This window comes from Chryseobacterium sp. NRRL B-14798 (assembly GCF_050470705.1).
Classification (GTDB): Bacteria; Bacteroidota; Bacteroidia; order Flavobacteriales; family Weeksellaceae; genus Chryseobacterium; species Chryseobacterium cupriresistens.
This window is the reverse complement of the sequence record NZ_JBFLUL010000005.1, coordinates 596,723-613,471: the sequence shown is the minus strand read 5'-3', so window position 1 is coordinate 613,471 and position 16,749 is coordinate 596,723. Positions and strand designations below refer to the sequence as shown.

General features: G+C 36.6%; 17 protein-coding genes. 9 read left to right on the top strand and 8 right to left on the bottom strand.

Translation table 11 applies throughout. The features are described 5' to 3' along the window. Positions 1 to 17: 17 nt before the first annotated feature. The 3 genes from rpsB to rplM form a co-directional block, all read right to left on the bottom strand. Positions 18 to 779, bottom strand: coding sequence for a 30S ribosomal protein S2 (rpsB, locus tag AB1278_RS03150; protein WP_002976219.1), 762 nt, complete (start codon positions 777 to 779; stop codon positions 18 to 20). Between the two features lie 207 nt (positions 780 to 986). Next, positions 987 to 1,373, bottom strand: coding sequence for a 30S ribosomal protein S9 (rpsI, locus tag AB1278_RS03145; RefSeq protein WP_002976218.1), 387 nt, complete (start codon positions 1,371 to 1,373; stop codon positions 987 to 989). A gap of 6 nt (positions 1,374 to 1,379) precedes the next feature. Then, positions 1,380 to 1,835, bottom strand: coding sequence for a 50S ribosomal protein L13 (rplM, locus tag AB1278_RS03140; protein ID WP_002976217.1), 456 nt, complete (start codon positions 1,833 to 1,835; stop codon positions 1,380 to 1,382). A 347-nt stretch (positions 1,836 to 2,182) separates the two neighbouring features. Between rplM and AB1278_RS03135 the strand changes: the two genes are divergently transcribed. Beyond that, positions 2,183 to 3,280, top strand: coding sequence for a DUF3667 domain-containing protein (locus AB1278_RS03135; RefSeq protein ID WP_202841589.1), 1,098 nt, complete (start codon positions 2,183 to 2,185; stop codon positions 3,278 to 3,280). Positions 3,281 to 3,321: 41 nt separating this feature from the next. On the opposite strand, the gene AB1278_RS03130 is transcribed toward AB1278_RS03135, so the two are convergent. Next, the gene (locus tag AB1278_RS03130; protein ID WP_202841590.1) at positions 3,322 to 3,654 is read right to left on the bottom strand and encodes a hypothetical protein; all 333 of its coding nucleotides are present in this window, start codon (positions 3,652 to 3,654) and stop codon (positions 3,322 to 3,324) included. A 201-nt stretch (positions 3,655 to 3,855) separates the two neighbouring features. Here AB1278_RS03130 and AB1278_RS03125 point away from each other — a divergent pair, with 201 nt between their 5' ends. From AB1278_RS03125 to AB1278_RS03105, 5 genes are all read left to right on the top strand, one after another. Then, positions 3,856 to 4,254 (top strand): hypothetical protein, encoded by a 399-nt coding sequence (locus AB1278_RS03125; protein WP_047435683.1) that lies wholly within the window; start codon positions 3,856 to 3,858, stop codon positions 4,252 to 4,254. Further along, positions 4,251 to 5,498, top strand: a complete 1,248-nt coding sequence (locus tag AB1278_RS03120; RefSeq protein WP_343642430.1) for a hypothetical protein — start codon at positions 4,251 to 4,253, stop codon at positions 5,496 to 5,498. The genes AB1278_RS03125 and AB1278_RS03120 overlap by 4 nt, the downstream gene beginning before the upstream one ends. A gap of 260 nt (positions 5,499 to 5,758) precedes the next feature. Next, positions 5,759 to 9,106: a methylmalonyl-CoA mutase family protein gene (locus AB1278_RS03115; protein ID WP_429812381.1), complete on the top strand. Its 3,348-nt coding sequence runs from the start codon at positions 5,759 to 5,761 to the stop codon at positions 9,104 to 9,106. A 154-nt stretch (positions 9,107 to 9,260) separates the two neighbouring features. Then, positions 9,261 to 9,971 carry a diphthine--ammonia ligase gene (locus AB1278_RS03110; RefSeq protein ID WP_429812378.1) on the top strand — a complete coding sequence of 237 codons (711 nt, stop codon included), beginning with the start codon at positions 9,261 to 9,263 and terminating at the stop codon, positions 9,969 to 9,971. 210 nt (positions 9,972 to 10,181) lie between these two features. Next, on the top strand, positions 10,182 to 11,294 hold the full coding sequence (locus AB1278_RS03105; protein WP_429812375.1) for a serine hydrolase domain-containing protein: 1,113 nt from the start codon (positions 10,182 to 10,184) through the stop codon (positions 11,292 to 11,294). A gap of 17 nt (positions 11,295 to 11,311) precedes the next feature. Here the strand turns inward: AB1278_RS03105 and AB1278_RS03100 are convergent, their stop codons facing one another. Both AB1278_RS03100 and AB1278_RS03095 read right to left on the bottom strand, forming a co-directional pair. Further along, positions 11,312 to 12,031, bottom strand: a complete 720-nt coding sequence (locus tag AB1278_RS03100; protein ID WP_411413339.1) for a hypothetical protein — start codon at positions 12,029 to 12,031, stop codon at positions 11,312 to 11,314. After that, positions 12,028 to 12,351 carry a PadR family transcriptional regulator gene (locus AB1278_RS03095; protein ID WP_123279028.1) on the bottom strand — a complete coding sequence of 108 codons (324 nt, stop codon included), beginning with the start codon at positions 12,349 to 12,351 and terminating at the stop codon, positions 12,028 to 12,030. The genes AB1278_RS03100 and AB1278_RS03095 overlap by 4 nt, the downstream gene beginning before the upstream one ends. Before the next feature lie 81 nt (positions 12,352 to 12,432). Here AB1278_RS03095 and AB1278_RS03090 point away from each other — a divergent pair, with 81 nt between their 5' ends. After that, a complete protein-coding gene (locus AB1278_RS03090; protein ID WP_411413338.1) occupies positions 12,433 to 12,957 on the top strand; it encodes a 2'-5' RNA ligase family protein in 525 nt (174 codons plus the stop codon). A gap of 29 nt (positions 12,958 to 12,986) precedes the next feature. Here AB1278_RS03090 and AB1278_RS03085 read toward each other — a convergent pair whose 3' ends face one another. After that, positions 12,987 to 14,345: a M64 family metallopeptidase gene (locus AB1278_RS03085; protein WP_429812370.1), complete on the bottom strand. Its 1,359-nt coding sequence runs from the start codon at positions 14,343 to 14,345 to the stop codon at positions 12,987 to 12,989. Between the two features lie 2 nt (positions 14,346 to 14,347). Next, complete coding sequence (locus AB1278_RS03080) at positions 14,348 to 14,833, bottom strand: hypothetical protein (RefSeq protein ID WP_429812367.1); 486 nt, start codon at positions 14,831 to 14,833, stop codon at positions 14,348 to 14,350. A gap of 101 nt (positions 14,834 to 14,934) precedes the next feature. On the opposite strand from AB1278_RS03080, the gene ruvC reads away from it, so the two are divergent. Then, positions 14,935 to 15,489 (top strand): crossover junction endodeoxyribonuclease RuvC, encoded by a 555-nt coding sequence (ruvC, locus tag AB1278_RS03075; protein WP_034692903.1) that lies wholly within the window; start codon positions 14,935 to 14,937, stop codon positions 15,487 to 15,489. 150 nt (positions 15,490 to 15,639) lie between these two features. Beyond that, positions 15,640 to 16,710, top strand: coding sequence for a DUF4407 domain-containing protein (locus tag AB1278_RS03070; RefSeq protein WP_429812362.1), 1,071 nt, complete (start codon positions 15,640 to 15,642; stop codon positions 16,708 to 16,710). Positions 16,711 to 16,749: the final 39 nt, after the last annotated feature.

Sequence of the window (16,749 nt, the reverse complement as noted above, 5' to 3'; positions counted from 1 at the left end):
TTAAAGAAAATCTTCAATTATTCCGCATCGAAATCAGCATCTGTATCAGCAGATACTTTTTCTCCTTCTTCTTTAGATTTTTCTTTATCAGCTTTTCTTTGAGACTGACCTTCTTTGATAGATTCAGAAACTACGCTAAGGATCATATCAATAGACTTAGAAGCATCATCGTTTCCTGGGATAACGAAGTCAACTTTTCTAGGGTCAGAGTTTGTATCAACGATACCGAAAACTGGAATACCTAATTTCTTAGCTTCAGTTACCGCGATGTGTTCTCTCAAGATATCAACTACAAATACAGCAGATGGAAGTCTCACCATGTCAGCGATAGAACCTAAGTTCTTCTCAAGGTTAGCTCTTTGTCTGTCAACTTGTAATCTTTCTTTTTTAGATAAAGTTTCGAATGTACCGTCTTTTTTCATTTTGTCGATAGCATTCATCTTCTTTACAGCCTTTCTGATAGTAACGAAGTTCGTTAACATACCACCTGGCCATCTTTCTGTAATATAAGGCATATTAAGTTCAGAAGCGTGTTTTGCAACTACTTCTTTCGCTTGCTTCTTAGTAGCTACGAAAAGAACTTTTTTACCTGCAGAAGTTAATTTTTCTAAAGCGTTGCAAGCTTCATCCAATTTAACTGCTGTTTTATGTAAGTCTACAATGTGAATACCGTTTTTCTCCATAAAAATGTATGGAGCCATATTTGGATTCCACTTTCTGGTCATGTGACCGAAGTGTACGCCAGCCTCTAAAAGGTCTTTTACATTTGCTTTTGCCATGTTTTCTGTTTTTGTTAGTTTACTTTCCGTCTTTTAAACAATCAACAACTTCTTTAGATGGGAGAAGCGTTTGGATGCTAAACGTAACGGGCAATTGGCGGTCTGCTTTTTGCTTTTGGCAATGGGCTTTTCGCCGAGATTAAGTTTAAAAAAAATTTAATACATTCCTGTAGCCAATAGCCATAAGCCATCTGCCAACGAGAAATCTTAACGTTTTGAGAATTGGAATCTCTTTCTTGCTTTTTTCTGACCTGGCTTCTTTCTTTCCACCATTCTTGCGTCTCTTGTAAGTAAACCAGCTGGCTTCAATGCTAATCTGAACTCAGCGTTGATTTCGCATAAAGCTCTAGAAATACCTAATCTGATAGCTTCTGCCTGACCTGTATTACCACCACCGAATACGTTTACGGTAACGTCATACTGACCAACAGTCTCAGAAAGGATAAACGGTTGGTTTAATTTGTAAACCATCACGTCTGTAGAGAAATATTCTTTAGCATCTTTACCGTTTACTGTAATAACACCAGAACCTGGTTTTACATAAACTCTAGCTACAGAAGTTTTTCTTCTTCCGATTTTGTGAACTATAGACATAATTAATTATTTAAATTCGTTAACATTAATTGTTTTTGGCTGTTGAGCTTCATGTTTGTGCTCAGTTCCTTCATATAAGTAAAGGTTCTTAAGGATAGCAGCTCCTAATCTGTTTTTAGGTAACATACCTTTTACAGATTTCTCTAATACCTTTAAAGAATCTTTCTTCTGAAGTTCAGCCGCAGTCATAGACTTCTGTCCACCAGGATATCCTGTATGCCAGATATAAGTCTTATCAGCCCACTTGTTTCCGGAAAGTGTAATTTTCCCAGCATTCAAAACGATTACGTTATCACCACAATCTACGTGAGGTGTGTAGTTCGTTTTGTGCTTACCTCTCAAAATCTTTGCAACCGTAGAAGCTAATCTACCTAACGGCTGTCCTTCAGCGTCTACCACAACCCATTCTTTATTAGCAGTAGCTTTGTTCGCTGAAACAGTTTTGTAACTTAATGTATTCACACGTTTTAGTTAAAGATTAAACATAATTTACCCCTAAAAGGGTGTGCAAAGGTACAAATTATTTTTGTAACCCAAAAACATATTTTATTTAATCTATATAATCCATGTGTTATACCCCTCTATCAATAGATTTTAACATTATTTACAATTTGGCATAAAACTTGCGAACTTATGAGCCGATGAAAAGAAACACTTCGAAGATTCTAAAAACACAATGAAACAGCAAAGAGTTTATTCCCTCAACTCTTTCTTTTATTAACTTTACTTTAAAGATTTCCGTAAAATACCCAGATATCATTATAATTTCATTGAAATATTTATATTTGCGTTAATCATATTCTATATCCATGAGTCACGGAAAACTAAGAGAAGACAAAACCTGCCTGAACTGCGGGCATCAGGTTGAAGAAAGGTACTGCCCTCACTGCGGACAGGAAAATACTGAAAGACGGCAGCCCTTTTATTTTCTTTTTACCCATTTCATTGAAGATTTTACGCATTATGACGGCCAGTTCTGGGGAACTGTAAAAAACCTGTTATTTAAACCTGGTAAACTGACCAACACTTATCTTGAAGGGAAAAGACAGAAGTTTGTACCTCCTGTAAAGCTTTATATTTTTGTCAGTTTTATTACATTTTTTGTGTTTGCCCTTTTTCCTATGGTTAATATTGGTTCTTCGAAAGAGAGAAATACCGGAGAAAATGGCAAGACGAATCTACTGAAAGTCATGAAGCCTGTTGAAAAACAAAAGCTGATAGACAGCATAAAAGCAAAAAAACACCTGAATGGGGAAGACTCTCTTGCCATTGAAGGCCTGAAAGCAGTTCCCGACTCTTCTGAAATAGAAGATATCATTGACATGGATAAAAAGATAGATCCGGATGTTAGTTTCGGTGAATACAAAACCAGAAAGGCTTATGATTCGGCTAAAGCCAAAAATCCGTCATCTCTTAGTTTTATTGAAGCCCCAATTGTTCACAAATTCTTTGAACTAAAAGAAAAAGGAGTGAAGAAAAAGGAGATTATGGCCGGTATGGTAGAAAAGTCCTTTCATAATCTTCCCAAAGCACTTTTTATCTATCTTCCTCTTTTCGCATTCTTTTTATGGGTCTTCCATAGTAAGAAAAAATGGTGGTATTTTGATCACGGAATTTTCACGCTGCATTACTTCTCATTTTTACTGCTCACCATCTTACTCATTTTCTTACTCTCCAAATTAGCAGGTCTCACAGACCTCTGGCCGGTTAATACCATTTTGTATTTAGCAATATCACTCCTGTCATTGTACACGATGGCCTATTTCTTTATTGCTCACCGGCGCGTATATCGTGCTCATGGTCTGGTAAGCATTATTGTCGGGATGATATTATTCACCATTAACTTTATTGCCTTCATGTTTTTACTGCTGGGTCTTGCCCTGATCAGTTTCATGATGATTCATTAATAAAAAAAAGAGACTGTCGTATCGGACAGCCTCTTTTTTATTTATTTTCTCAGTGACTTTGTTGCCCTGAAACTTGCGATGACATAATAGGCCACAAATACCATGGAAAACTTCAGTATAGATGGAATAGCCAGTTCAAGTTTAAAAATTAAAGTACCAGCCCCAACCAGTATAGCCATCACTACAAAAGATAGCCCCAGCTTTTTAGCCAATGTAAAATCCGGAGTATCCAAATAATAAGCAATACCCCAGGCAGCACCAAAAGCAACGGCATAATATAACTCCAAACCAATGTTTTCTGAACTTAAAAGGAAATAATTAATCAGGAAGCTTACTATAGTTCCCAATGCGAAATATATCAACGCTTTTTGCATGTGTGTAAAAATATGCTGCAAAAATAGAAAATTTAATTGTGGCACAGAATCATCGCAGCTATTTAATTATTGAATAAAAGACTGCTTTTATATTTTAAAGCAATACAATATCACCCAAAAAGGTAATTGAATACCAATATTACAAATTATACATTTGAAATAAAATTAAGAGCTGAATTCACAAACCAAAAGTCAACAGACATGAAAAAAATCCCTCAAAAAACAGTAAAAATCACTCACTTTAAAGAAAATAATGTTGAAGTGAATGTAATAATCAGTGCCAACACACAATTTGGCGACCCTCATTTTATCATTAATGGAAAGAGAATAGATGATAACAATTTAAATGATGATAAATTTTCTTTTACCATTCCAAAAGCAGATTTAGCATCAGATCATTTACTTTTCGCGACTTCTTTCAATATTAATATGCAGGTAAATCATCTGCAGATTTTAATCAATACATGCAGGATAAAGTTTGAATTTCCTCAGATTCCTTCCAGGAATTTTCATTTCAATCCTTTTGAAGGTAAAACAACTGATGATTTATCCGGTAAGTTTATCTATGGTGTTTATAAATACATAAAAGTTGAGCTATGAAAAAGATAGTACTACTAGCAGTGCTGATGTCTAATATGACATTATTGTTTGCTCAAAGCAAAGAAATCAGTGCAGAGTTAAACAAACTCGAGCTTTCCAATGCACCAAGTGTAATGCTTCTCGGCTTGGCAAGTTCTGATCTGGAGACCCCGAAATCAAAAAAGGCTTTTATGTCCAGTATTGTCAATTCATTCAGCGAGAACGACGGTCTTCCCAATGCTTATGCAGTAGAACTTACTCCTACTCATTTATTTCCTCTGACGGAAATGGATGCTTTAAAGTATGCCGGCATTAAAAGCATTAAAAAAACAGATAATAGTTATGAGTATAAAAATAACATTTTCAGTGAAGCCAAAAACGTTTCTGTCTCATTTGCCTTTCTGAGAAATTATAAAATTGAAGATCTTGACACTGAAAATCCTTCGGTATCTTTTTCATTACGTACCACAGTATTTAAAATAAGAAATAAAAAAAACATAGAGGCTATTACAGACTCAAATAAAAATATTTCAAAGGCATTAACTGATATTCAGAGTGAGTTTTATCAATCACAGAAATATAAAGATATATATGCTTCCAATATCACCCAAAGTGAAAAAGAGAAAAAAATTGCACAAGCGCTAGAAGAATTTGCCACAGAGTATTACAAAGCGGAAACTGAAAATTATAAAAAATACCTTGACGAAAAACCTGCTTTTCAACTGGATGTAGCTTCGGCCTATAGTACTTTCTTTTTAGATAATCAGTTTAAGAATAATCAATTCGGGAAATTGGGATTCTGGATAACCATGAGCTCCGGGATCAATCTGGAAAGAACAAAAACTCCACAGAAAAAAGAAGATCAAAATAATGAAAAATCAAAAGTAATTATCAAAGAAGCCTCTACCACAGATGCTTCAAAGATTGAAAAAAGATTAAATTTCTATGCTGTTGCGAGATACATGCAGGATAAAACGGTTTATGATGCAGCCAGCGGATTCAGCAGGACTGATAATTATGATTTCGGTGGCAAAATAGAGCTTGTATACAACAGATTCTCTATTGGCTATGAGTTCATCTACAGAAGCAGCGATTTGGATGATACCTACCGTTCCAATGGAGTCATCAACTATAAAGTGTCTGACAGTGTGTATATCAATGCTGCCTTTGGAAAAAATTATGGTGACAAGAATAATCTTATTACATTTTTAGGATTAAACTGGGGACTGGACAGCAAAAGAAAAACACTTTTTTCAGAAAAATAATAATACAGATCATTTTTTATGAAATAAAGACCAAACTTCATGACACAAAAGAAAAAATGTCAGCGGGTTATTATCTGCTGACATTTATATTTTTACAGAATAGTGTAATAATCTGTAAAATACAGAGCTAGCCTCTAACAAAGTTTTTCGAGCTCAAAAAACAATTATCATAAACGTTTAAAAATCAGAATTTTACTCTACAATACAAGGTTTTTATTTTATTGCTATATTTGAGAACTTAGAAACTGTCTAGAATTTTTATGGAAACCCAAAAATATACTCCAACCAACAAGGTAAGAATCGTAACTGCTGCCTCATTATTTGATGGGCACGATGCTGCGATCAATATTATGCGTCGTGTGATTCAGGGAACAGGATGCGAAGTGATCCACCTGGGACACGATAAATCAGCAGAGGAAGTTGTAAATACAGCCATCCAGGAAGATGCCAATGCTATTGCATTAACTTCATATCAGGGAGGTCACAATGAATATTTCAAATATATCTATGACCTTTTGAGAGAAAAAAACTCACCGCAGATCAAAATTTTTGGCGGCGGCGGCGGTGTAATCCTTCCGGAAGAAATCAAAGACCTTATGTCTTATGGTATCGACAGGATTTATTCTCCGGATGACGGCCGTGAGCTTGGGCTTCAGGGAATGATTGATGACCTGGTACAACGATCAGATTTTGCAACAGGAAAAGATGTTACCGCAAAAGATCTTGACAATATTAGCTTTGAAAATCCATCAAGTATTGCACAAATCATCTCAGCCGTAGAAAACTTTTCAGAAGAAAAACCTGAGCTTGTAAAAGCTATCGACGAAAAGTCTAAAGATCTGACTATTCCAATCATTGGTATTACAGGTACCGGAGGAGCAGGTAAATCTTCATTAACGGATGAACTGGTAAGACGTTTCTTACGTTCCAATACAGACAAAAAAATCGCTATTATTTCCATTGACCCTTCGAAAAAGAAAACCGGAGGTGCTTTATTGGGAGACAGAATCCGTATGAATGCAATCAATGATCCAAGAGTTTATATGCGTTCTATGGCAACCAGAGAAAACAACGTTTCTGTTTCTCCATTTATTCATTCTGCACTGAATGTATTAAAACTGGCTCATCCGGATGTCATCATCCTTGAAACTTCGGGAATCGGGCAGTCTGGTTCAGAAGTTTCTGATTTTGCAGATGTTTCCATGTATGTAATGACTCCTGAATACGGAGCTTCTACTCAGCTGGAAAAAATCGACATGTTAGACTATGCGGATCTGGTAGCATTGAATAAATCTGACAAACGTGGAGCACTGGATGCTCTTCAGGCCGTAAGAAAACAGTTCCAGAGAAACCATTTGCTATGGGAAAGCCCATTAGATGATATGCCGGTGTATGCTACCAAGGCGTCTCAGTTTAATGATCATGGAACAACAGAATTATACAACAGATTAATTTCAAAAGTAAACGATAAATTCTCCGGATTGAATCTAAAAACTTTTGTAGAACAGGAAGTGACAGAAGAAGTAACGATTATTCCTCCAAAAAGAGTCCGTTACCTTTCTGAAATTGTTGAAAACAATAAACAATACGACATCAATATTGAGAAACAGGCTGAACTGGCCAGAAAAATGTATCATATTGAAGGCGTAAAAAATATCATTTCCAATGATATTCTGGATGCTGAATACCAAAAGGCGGAAAAAGAGCTGCAACAAGAAAATATCGATTTCCTGAAGACCTGGGATGATACAAAAAAAGCATTCCATGCAGAGTTTTATTCTTATTTCGTAAGAGGAAAAGAAATTAAAGTTGAAACTTCTACTGAGTCTTTATCTCACCTGAGAATTCCTAAAATTGCATTACCAAAATACAATGACTGGGGTGATCTGATCAGATGGAAAGGCCAGGAAAACCTTCCGGGAAGCTTCCCTTACACGGCAGGTATTTATCCGTTCAAGAGAACCGGTGAAGATCCTACAAGGATGTTTGCAGGAGAAGGAGGCCCTGAAAGAACCAACAGAAGATTCCATTATGTTTCTGCAGAAATGCCTGCAAAACGTTTATCTACTGCATTTGACTCTGTAACCTTATATGGTCAGGATCCTGCTTTACCACCGGATATTTATGGTAAAATCGGGAATGCGGGAGTTTCTATTGCAACACTGGATGATGCTAAGAAATTATATTCCGGATTTGATCTTGTCAACGCACTAACTTCGGTTTCAATGACGATCAACGGTCCTGCACCGATGCTGTTGGCCTTCTTTATGAATGCTGCCATCGATCAGAATGTTGAAAAATATATCAAAGAAAACGGTTTAGAGTCTAAAGTAGAAGCTAAGCTTAAGGAAAAATTTGACGATAAAGGGTTAGAAAGACCTAAATATAACGGTGAACTTCCTCCATCCAACAATGGTTTGGGATTACAGCTTTTAGGATTAACCGGTGATGAAGTGATTCCTGCTGATATATACGCAGAAATTAAAGCTAAAACAATTGCTACGGTTCGTGGTACTGTTCAGGCGGACATCTTAAAAGAAGACCAGGCACAGAACACCTGTATTTTCTCTACAGAATTTGCCTTAAGATTAATGGGTGATGTTCAGGAATATTTCATCAGAGAAAAAGTAAGAAACTTCTACTCTGTTTCTATTTCGGGATACCATATTGCTGAAGCTGGAGCCAATCCGGTTTCCCAATTAGCATTTACACTGGCTAACGGGTTCACTTATGTTGAATATTATTTAAGCCGTGGAATGGATATCAATGATTTTGCACCGAACTTATCTTTCTTCTTCTCCAACGGTATCGATCCTGAATACTCAGTAATCGGACGTGTAGCAAGAAGAATCTGGGCAAAAGCGATGAAATTAAAATACGGAGCAGACGAAAGAAGCCAGATGTTGAAATACCACATCCAGACTTCGGGACGTTCACTGCACGCTCAGGAAATTGATTTCAACGATATCAGAACCACGCTTCAGGCACTGTATGCGATCTACGATAACTGTAATTCACTTCATACCAATGCTTATGATGAAGCGATCACTACTCCTACCGAGCAGTCTGTAAGAAGAGCGATGGCAATCCAGTTAATCATCAATAAAGAATTAGGATTGGCTAAAAACGAGAATCCGCTTCAGGGATCATTCATCATTGAAGAATTAACGGATCTTGTAGAGGAAGCTGTATATACGGAATTCGACAGAATCACAGAAAGAGGCGGTGTTCTCGGAGCGATGGAAACGATGTATCAGCGTTCAAAAATCCAGGAAGAATCTATGCATTACGAATGGCTGAAGCATACCGGTGAATATCCTATTATCGGAGTGAATACCTTCTTAGGAAAAGATGGTTCACCAACCGTTCTACCGGGAGAAGTTATCCGTTCTACGGAAGAGGAGAAACAGGCACAGATTGAGTCTCTTCACAACTTCCAGCAGGCCAATGAAAATAAGTCTGAGGAAGCTTTAAAAAAACTTCAGCATGCAGCCATCAACCAGCAAAACTTATTTGAGGTGATGATGGATGCTGTGAAGTACTGTTCTTTAGGACAAATTACCAACGCTTTATTTGAAGTAGGCGGTAAATACAGAAGAAATATGTAAGGCTATACAGCAAACATTTTTATAAATCAAACCTCAAAGGATTTCTTTGAGGTTTTTATTTTAATTGTAATAAAAACCAAGAACACTATTTCGTCATCTGATTTAATTTCAAAACCCTTCTTAAATCCTTATTTTTGACAGATTTATTTTTACAATGAAACCAAAAGCATTATTCAACTGGAGCAGCGGAAAAGACTCTTCCCTTGCTCTTTATAAAATACTAAAGGAGGATCAATATGAGATTTCTACACTGCTTACCAGCATCAATCAGGAGTTTCAAAGGATTTCTATGCATGGAGTTCATGTATCGCTTTTAGAAAAACAGGCAGAAAGCCTTGGGATTCCTTTGATCAAAATGGAACTTCCAAAAGAACCATCCATGGAAGAATACCAACAGATCATGAGTAAGACAATGACTGAAATTCAGGCTCAGGGCATTACCCATTCCATTTTCGGAGATATTTTTCTGGAAGACCTGCGAAAATACAGGGAAGACCAATTAAATGCTATTGGTATGAAAGCCTTATTTCCTCTATGGAAACAAAATACAACTGACCTCATCCGTGAATTTCTGGACCTTGGTTTTAAAACGATTGTAACATGTGTGAACGGATCTTATCTTGATAAAAGCTTCGCCGGAAGGATTATTGATCAGCAATTCATTGATGACCTTCCTGAAAATGTAGATCCGTGCGGAGAAAACGGAGAGTTCCATACCTTTACTTTTGATGGACCTATTTTCAAAAATCCTGTTGAATTCAAAATCGGGGAAACCGTCAAAAAGACTTATCCTAAGCCTAAAACAAGTCCTGAAGAAGAAGACGGAGAATATGTTTTCTGGTTCAGTGACCTGATATTAAGATAAACCTGCGAGCTTTCTTCCACAGGTTCTTTCAATGTATTATTTCTCAGCAACACCCTTATTCATAACATTGAAATATTCCACAAAAGCGGATTAAATCTATATTAAGTTGTTCCAGCAGCCTATCCTAGCACACAATTTGCTTCTCTTAATGCTCTTCAGGATATTTTAGTATCTTTAAGAGTATAATCATCATTTAAAAATACAACACCTGTGATCAAAAATTTATTATTCCTGTCTTTTTTCTGTTTTTTATTTTCCTGTACAACAACTGAGGGTCCAAAAATTACCCCGGTTGATAAAAAAGCAATTATAGACTCTACCATCTCAGCTTTTCAGAAAACACTTTTGGAACAACAGATTGATTCTGCTTTTAAAAAGTATCATTTCAATGGGAGCATTGCTGTTTTTAAAGACACCATTCCTCTTTACAGAAGAGAAAACGGATATTCTGATTTTAAGAAGAAAACTAAAATTGACAGCAATACCATTTTTGCGATAGGATCTGTGAGCAAACAATTTACCGCTGTTTTGATCTTACTTCAGATGGAGCAGGGAAAACTGAATGTGACAGATAAGGCTTCAAAATACCTGAAGGAATTTCAGATCAAAGAATATGAAAACATTACGATTCACCAACTCTTAAACCACACTTCAGGATTGAACCTGATGGGTGGAAAGCTGATGTTTAAAAGCGGATCAGATTTCTATTACTCCAACGATGGTTTTAATGCACTTGGAAAAATTGTGGAAAAAGTCTCCGGAAAATCCTATCATGAAAATGCATTGGAACTTTTTAAAAAAGCAGGAATGTCCCATTCTTCAACAGGAGACATTTTCAAAGGAAATAACTTTGCCAGTGCTTATGTTGGTACTCCTGCTAAATTCTCTGAGGTTCCCAATATGCCGAAAAGATTAGGCGGGTCGGAAATCGGAACACCTGCCGGAGGAATACTATCTACCATTGGGGATCTTCATTTGTGGAATAATGCCCTGTACAACGGGAAAATTCTAAAACCCGAAACTTTGAAGCTCTTCATGGCCAAAAGTGCGGAAAGACACCATGCTATCTTTGGGAAAATGGGTTATGCTTACGGAATTATGCTTAACATCGGCCAGCCCAATTCCTATTTTCACAGTGGTTATGTAAAAGGTTCTCCTTCTTTAAATATTTATTATCCGGACACCAAAACGTCTGTGATTATTCTGTCTAATATTGCAGATGAAGAAAGAGGAAAAGGCGCGATCTTCAGACCTCATATTGAAGTAAAAAAGATCACTGATCATCTTGAGAATACACTGAACCAACTTCGATCAAAACATTAGTTTTAGCACCCATTTGTTTACACGAGCTTCAGAAATTCCTGCATCTTGACTAAATTCTTTTTATGCTCAAGAAAATTGAATACCGCAAAAGCAAGAGCTGCCTGTAATACAAATGGAAGAATTAAGGTTACCAGAACCCCGGCAACATCTGCATAATTCTGTTCTCTGAAAAACTGGTAGGCATGTTGCCCGTTCCTTATGGCCACCTGCGTCATGGAGCTGGCACACACAACCATTAATCCAAGATTCTGCTGATACATGGTATAGAGACATTTTCCTTTGTATTTAAAGTCTGCTTTTATATACTTCCAGATTTTGTGATTAAAAATCCATATCAATATTGTTGTCACTACAAATGAACCATTCAGAAGTCGGAAAAACAGTTTATATTCTTCCTGATTTCCTGCCATAAAAATTAGTAACAGATTAACAGCAAATGCCAGAGCAGCTACCATCAATGATTTTTTGAAAATCCCTCTGTATTTCTCCCGGATAATTCTTTTGGCAATCAAAGGAATTTTTGTAGGATAAAATAAAAAATAATTAACCATTTTAAACTCATTGCTCCATGATTCTTTTACCTTCAAGAAAGCGTCCTCAAAATTGATATTCTCATTGCTTTGAATATCCAAAATCTGACTGATCATATGATCTCTGATTTCTACCAGAATATCCAGAGACAACTCTTGGACCACCAGATAATCTGTAATTTTATTTTCCTGTGCTTCAGTCATCATATGTTAAATATTGTCTGTAGGTTGAGTAAATAACTTTTCATCTCAGTTTCCTGTTCTGCCTGTTGTTTTTTTCCTTTTTCAGTCAACAGGTAATATTTCCGGTCTCTCCCATTAATCTTTTGAATTTCGGAAGTAATCATTCCATCGCTTTCTAATTTATGCAGCAATGGATAGAGCGCTCCTTCTGTCATTTCAAGTTCACCCAAAGTAAGTTCTTTAGCTCTTTGGGTAATCTGATAACCATACATCTTCACTTCTTTCGAAAGGAGCTTTAAAATAATATTCTGTAAAGTACCCTTATAGAGACTATTTTTTTTCATAGAATGGTTTAAATACCTTACAAACTTATGCATAATTTTCTTATGTATTAAAATTTAATTTAAAAACTTTTAATTTGTCATATGAAAAAAATGTACTTCATAGCCATTTACCCTCCTCAGGAAATTATTGAAGAAATAAAAGTTTTTAAACAGGATCTGGCAACAAATTATGCCAATTCCAAGGCTTTGAAAAACGAAGCACATATTACACTCTTTCCTCCCTTTTCGAGAGAAATTGAACTGGAAGAAGATATTCACATTGTTTTTCAGAAAATCAATACAGAAATTACACCTTTTGAAATAGAGCTGGATGGCTTTGGAAGCTTTCCCAATCCTAAAAATCCTGTCCTCTATATTCAGCCCAAAGAAAGTAGTCAATTAACAGAACTTTATCATAGGGTAAAAGAGCGCTTTAATTTCACAAAGTATTCGTTTAATCCGCATATGACTGTAGGATACAGAGATCTGGCCTGGGAAAATTATCTTAAGGCCTGGCAAAAATATGAAAACATGGAATACAAAACTAAATTCTTAGTCGATAAAATAATACTTCTTCGCCATGACGGACGGTGGGTACCCATAGCAGAGAAAAAACTAGAAAAATAAAACCGGCTCCCAGAGCCGGTTTCGTGTAATTATTCTTTAATGATTTTCTGAGAAATGATCAGGTTTTTATTTTCTTTTACATTCAACAGATAAGTACCTGCCGGATAGTTTTTAATATTAATCCGTATTGCAGAATCATTCAGTTCAAATCTGGATGGGATAAGCTTTCCTGAAGTGTCATACACTTCTACTTTTACATCTTTTGAAAAGCCTTGTTTGCCTTTAATAAAAAATTCTCCATCTGTCGGATTAGGATAAATACTGAAACGGCGCTCTTCCGCTTTTACTTCTGAGAGTTTAAGAGTTGATTTGCTCAAAGTCCAGGAAACATTGGTAACATGGAGTGTACTGTGATTGTCTACTTTTAAAAGCGGATTGTTATCCACTACCGATAATGTCAAAGTATTATTTCCGTTGTTAAGTTGTCCGGGAGTAATCGTTATGCTACTTCCCGTTGCTCCCAGAGCCGTTCCGTTTAAGCTCCATGAATTAACCAGCGTGTTCGGAATGGGAAGAATTTCGTTGACCGTGAAGGTAACATTGGATGTTGCATCAACGGTTGTATTATTGGCCGGAGTATAGGAATCTACAGGGGAAACCAGAGTATGAATCCTTTCAATAATCGCCTCTTTACACACAGAGCAGAACTGCTGGTTAAGATATCTCATTTCACAGCTCTGATGGGGTCTGAACCAGCTTGGGCTTTCAGCATGGGCATATACTCCTACTCCACTTAACCCTACCCAGTTTTTCCATTTTATGGTTGCCGGATTAGAGTTCTGTGTTTTATTGGGAGATTCCAGCGAACCGGAAAACCAATATTCATCGGCCAATTTTCCAAAGGAATGTCCCAGCTCATGCACTACAATTTCATTGGAAGAACCGTTGAGTGAAGCAAAAGCATAGGTCCCGCCACAACCTCCGTATTCTGTAGAATTACCCAGCACATAAGTAATATCATAATCCGGGATATTGGCAGCCAGAACCTGTCCTACTTTGTTGGTAGTATTGCTGTATATACATCTGTGAACTCCCACATCGAAAGTAGACCCAAGATAGTTATTGGGATTGGTTACAGGAATTACAGGCTCTGCAACATCTGTAGCGGTTCCGGGATGCTTTACTCCTGACTCTGTGGAAATCACTTTTACCGCATAGGCATTAAAGTAATTCTTATATTCTGTATAGGGACTTTTCGTAAAAAGATAATTGATCGTATTCTGAGCCGATGTGGTAAAAGCAGTTTGCTGTGCAGCAGTAAACCCGTCTCCCAACACTGCAATAACAATCCGCTTACTGTTGTCCCCGTTCTGTAATAGCGGAACGGTCTCAAAAGTCTGTGCAAAACAACTGCTTCCTATTAAAAGGGATAATAAAGTTTTTTTCATGATTATAGTTTTTGTGTGAATATTACTTGTGCACCATCCTCAGTTGCTTTTTCTATCTTTACCGACTGTATATTTTCAGAGTAAGAAAACCTGGCACTGAACTCAGTATTTTGAAGGGAAGCTTTATGCCTGGATATTCCCTCTTTTTCATATACTTCCAATTCAGGATTGAAAGGATCTTTCACAAGCTGTTTACCCATTTCTTTTCCATCAGCTCCTGTTAATGTAATTACAAGATCACCCTTACGGACGGCATCTCTTTCAAAAGAAGGCGTATGTTTTAATCTTCCATCTGCAATTTTAGTACTCTGGAGAGTAATTTTTGCATTTCCTGACTGATCTTTATCTGCTTTGAAAAACAAATAAATGATCCGTTCGCTCTTTGCTGTAAAAGCTTCTGAATGCTTATTCTGAACTAAATTATTTCTCTCTTTAAGGCTAAACAAGAGAAAGACAGGAACAATTAATACATTAAATACATTTTTCATGATCATTTTTATTTAAAGATATTAAAATTTTAAACATAAACGAAAATCATTATCAATACTTTTTTCCACTAAAAAACATAGAAAGTCCTATCTTTGAAGCAATGATTTCAGAGAAAATAATTTTAGGAATTGACCCGGGGACAACGGTAATGGGATTTGGTATCATCTCCGTAAAAAAAGGAAAAATGGAGATGGTTTCTATTCATGAACTCATCTTGAAAAAATATCCCAATCACGAAACCAAGCTGAAGTATATTTTTGAAAGAACCCTTTCTCTTATTGATGAGTTTCACCCTGATGAAGTTGCTCTCGAAGCTCCTTTCTATGGGAAAAACGTTCAGAGTATGCTAAAACTTGGCCGTGCTCAGGGTGTTGCTATGGCAGCCAGTCTTTACAGAAATATTCCCATAACCGAATATTCTCCAAAAAAAATCAAAATGGCGATCACCGGAAACGGAAATGCCAGTAAGGAACAGGTAGCAGGAATGCTTCAGAACCTTCTTAAATTAAAGGAATTTCCAACAAAATATTTAGATGCTTCCGATGGTCTTGCCGTAGCCGTATGTCATCATTTTAATTCCGGGACCATAGCAGATACGAAATCGTATTCCGGATGGGAGAGCTTCCTGAAACAAAACCCGGACAGATTGAAATAGATTCACATTCTTTTTCAATTTTTCAAAATCAAAAATTAACATACTGAAAAACAATATCTTACGAAAACACACTCAATTACTTGGTAAAACATAATACTATCTTTTACATTGGTATGATTTTTAGTACTACCTTTGTATAAATTTTCAGTTATGAAAACAAACCAACAAACTATAAATCAAGGGACTCATACAATAAACTGGTTCCAAAAGTTTCTGATGGTATGTTCAGGCGGGAACATCCATATTTTGAGAAAAACTCCGAGTGAATGGAACAAGTTTTCCGGCATCGGGGGTATTGTGCTTTTCACTGCAGTATTCGCCACTTTGTCTGCAGGCTATGCGATGTATACAGTCTTCGACAATCTCTGGGCGGCTGCAGGATTTGGAATCCTGTGGGGTCTGATGATCTTCAATCTTGACCGTTATATTGTTTCTTCTATCAAAAAAACAGGAACATGGTGGAATCAGATCCTGATGGCTATCCCGCGTCTTATCCTTGCTACGTTTCTGGGAATTATCATTTCCAAACCTTTAGAACTTAAAATTTTTGAGAAAGAAGTCAACAAACAGCTGAATACCATTATTCAAAGAAATAAAAAACAGCTGCAGGGTGAAATGAACGGGCGAATTCTTCAGCAGAGCGGTCCTTTTGAAACAGAAAAGCAGCAGATTTCAGGAAAAATCGCTCAGTATCAGCAGGCATATGATTCGGCTTCGGTAGAGCTTGAGAAAGAAATTCTGGGTAAGCAATCCGGACTTACCAGTGGAAAAGAAGGCTATGGTCCCAATGCAAAACGTAAACAGCAACTGAAGGAGCAACGCAGACTTGATCTGGAAAATTATCAGAAACAAGCGGCTCCAAGGCTGGAATATTTAGACAAAGAAATATCGAAGGTATACACAAATCTGGAAACGGAAAGAAAATCTACAGAAACATTTGAAGATAAATTCAATGGTTTTGCAGCAAGGCTTCAGGCTTTGGACGAACTTGGTAAGAATTCTGCCATCATTGGGCTTGCAGCCACTTTTATCATGGGATTGTTTATCTGCCTTGAGATTTCTCCGGTTCTGGTAAAACTGATTTCTCATATAGGACCCTATGATTATCTTTTAGAAAAAACAGAAAATGATTTCAGGCTGTATTCTAAAGAAAAAATTGAAAAAGGAAATGCATTGACTGATTTCAGAATCGATGATTTTAAAGATAATCTTAAACATTAAAATGATCATTTAATACATTATTAGCTGTTAAATATTAGA

What these genes read in the sequence shown, in the direction of transcription:
- AB1278_RS03130 (WP_202841590.1), bottom strand. Translation starts at nt 3,654, where the DNA reads ATGCAAAAAGCGTTGATATATTTCGCATTGGGAACTATAGTAAGCTTC.
- AB1278_RS03085 (WP_429812370.1), bottom strand. Translation starts at nt 14,345, where the DNA reads ATGAAAAAAACTTTATTATCCCTTTTAATAGGAAGCAGTTGTTTTGCA.
- AB1278_RS03090 (WP_411413338.1), top strand. Translation starts at nt 12,433, where the DNA reads ATGAAAAAAATGTACTTCATAGCCATTTACCCTCCTCAGGAAATTATT.
- AB1278_RS03120 (WP_343642430.1), top strand. Translation starts at nt 4,251, where the DNA reads ATGAAAAAGATAGTACTACTAGCAGTGCTGATGTCTAATATGACATTA.
- AB1278_RS03095 (WP_123279028.1), bottom strand. Translation starts at nt 12,351, where the DNA reads ATGAAAAAAAATAGTCTCTATAAGGGTACTTTACAGAATATTATTTTA.
- AB1278_RS03125 (WP_047435683.1), top strand. Translation starts at nt 3,856, where the DNA reads ATGAAAAAAATCCCTCAAAAAACAGTAAAAATCACTCACTTTAAAGAA.
- AB1278_RS03115 (WP_429812381.1), top strand. Translation starts at nt 5,759, where the DNA reads ATGGAAACCCAAAAATATACTCCAACCAACAAGGTAAGAATCGTAACT.
- AB1278_RS03070 (WP_429812362.1), top strand. Translation starts at nt 15,640, where the DNA reads ATGAAAACAAACCAACAAACTATAAATCAAGGGACTCATACAATAAAC.
- AB1278_RS03135 (WP_202841589.1), top strand. Translation starts at nt 2,183, where the DNA reads ATGAGTCACGGAAAACTAAGAGAAGACAAAACCTGCCTGAACTGCGGG.
- rpsI (WP_002976218.1), bottom strand. Translation starts at nt 1,373, where the DNA reads ATGTCTATAGTTCACAAAATCGGAAGAAGAAAAACTTCTGTAGCTAGA.
- AB1278_RS03100 (WP_411413339.1), bottom strand. Translation starts at nt 12,031, where the DNA reads ATGATGACTGAAGCACAGGAAAATAAAATTACAGATTATCTGGTGGTC.
- AB1278_RS03080 (WP_429812367.1), bottom strand. Translation starts at nt 14,833, where the DNA reads ATGAAAAATGTATTTAATGTATTAATTGTTCCTGTCTTTCTCTTGTTT.
- ruvC (WP_034692903.1), top strand. Translation starts at nt 14,935, where the DNA reads ATGATTTCAGAGAAAATAATTTTAGGAATTGACCCGGGGACAACGGTA.
- AB1278_RS03110 (WP_429812378.1), top strand. Translation starts at nt 9,261, where the DNA reads ATGAAACCAAAAGCATTATTCAACTGGAGCAGCGGAAAAGACTCTTCC.
- rpsB (WP_002976219.1), bottom strand. Translation starts at nt 779, where the DNA reads ATGGCAAAAGCAAATGTAAAAGACCTTTTAGAGGCTGGCGTACACTTC.